The following is a 1,036-nucleotide window of genomic DNA, read 5'->3' on the forward strand; positions in this document are numbered from 1 at the left end:
TCTCACAAGTTGTTGTCGGATCTTTAATCGCGGCATAATAAGTGCCTGTTGTTAATGCTGTTGTTTTTGGAATTAAGTTTCCTCCGGTTAAAGCATCGTACCAAACAATGTTTGCTGCAACTGCTGGACTTACGTCGATTGTTGCAAATGTTGGAGCATTAATCAAACAGAAAGCCTGAGTTGTTTTAGTGATTACTGGTGTTCCAGGATCTGTTACGATGATGTTGATTGCCAATCTAACTTTGCTTTCGCAAGTTGTTGTTGGATCTTTAATCGCTGCGTAATAAGTTCCTGTTGTCAATGCTGTTGTTTTTGGAATTAAGTTTCCTCCAGTTAAAGCATCGTACCAAACAATATTTGCTGCAACTGCTGGAGTTACATCTATTGTTGCAAATGTCGGTGCATTTACTAAACAGAAAGCCTGTGTTGTTTTGGTAATTACTGGTGTTCCAGGATCTGTTACGCTGATATTGATTGCCAATCTAACTTTGCTTTCGCAAGTTGTTGTTGGATCTTTAATCGCGGCGTAATAAGTTCCTGTTGTCAATGCTGTTGTTTTTGGAATTAAATTCCCTCCGGTTAAAGAATCATACCAAACAATATTTGCGGCAACGGCTGGACTTACGTCGATTGTTGCAAATGTTGGTGCATCAATCAGACAGAAAGCCTGAGTTGTTTTAGTGATTACCGGTGTTCCAGGATCAGTCACATTAATGGTAATCGCCAATCTAACTTTACTCTCACAAGTTGTTGTCGGATCTTTAATCGCGGCATAATAAGTGCCTGTTGTTAATGCTGTTGTTTTTGGAATTAAGTTTCCTCCGGTTAAAGCATCGTACCAAACAATGTTTGCTGCAACTGCTGGACTTACGTCGATTGTTGCAAATGTTGGAGCATTAATCAAACAGAAAGCCTGAGTTGTTTTAGTGATTACTGGTGTTCCAGGATCTGTTACGATGATGTTGATTGCCAATCTAACTTTGCTTTCGCAAGTTGTTGTTGGATCTTTAATCGCTGCGTAATAAGTTCCTGTTGT

Annotated in this window: 1 protein-coding gene; it reads right to left on the minus strand. The window is 39.5% G+C overall.

Features of this window, described 5'->3' with window-relative positions:
* Window positions 1-1,036 (minus strand): hypothetical protein (locus EAH81_RS27610; RefSeq protein WP_410501124.1); only part of this gene is annotated, 1,036 nt, incomplete at both ends.

Origin of the sequence: Flavobacterium pectinovorum (assembly GCF_006438875.1) — a bacterium.
In the GTDB taxonomy this organism is placed as follows: Bacteria; Bacteroidota; Bacteroidia; order Flavobacteriales; family Flavobacteriaceae; genus Flavobacterium; species Flavobacterium pectinovorum_A.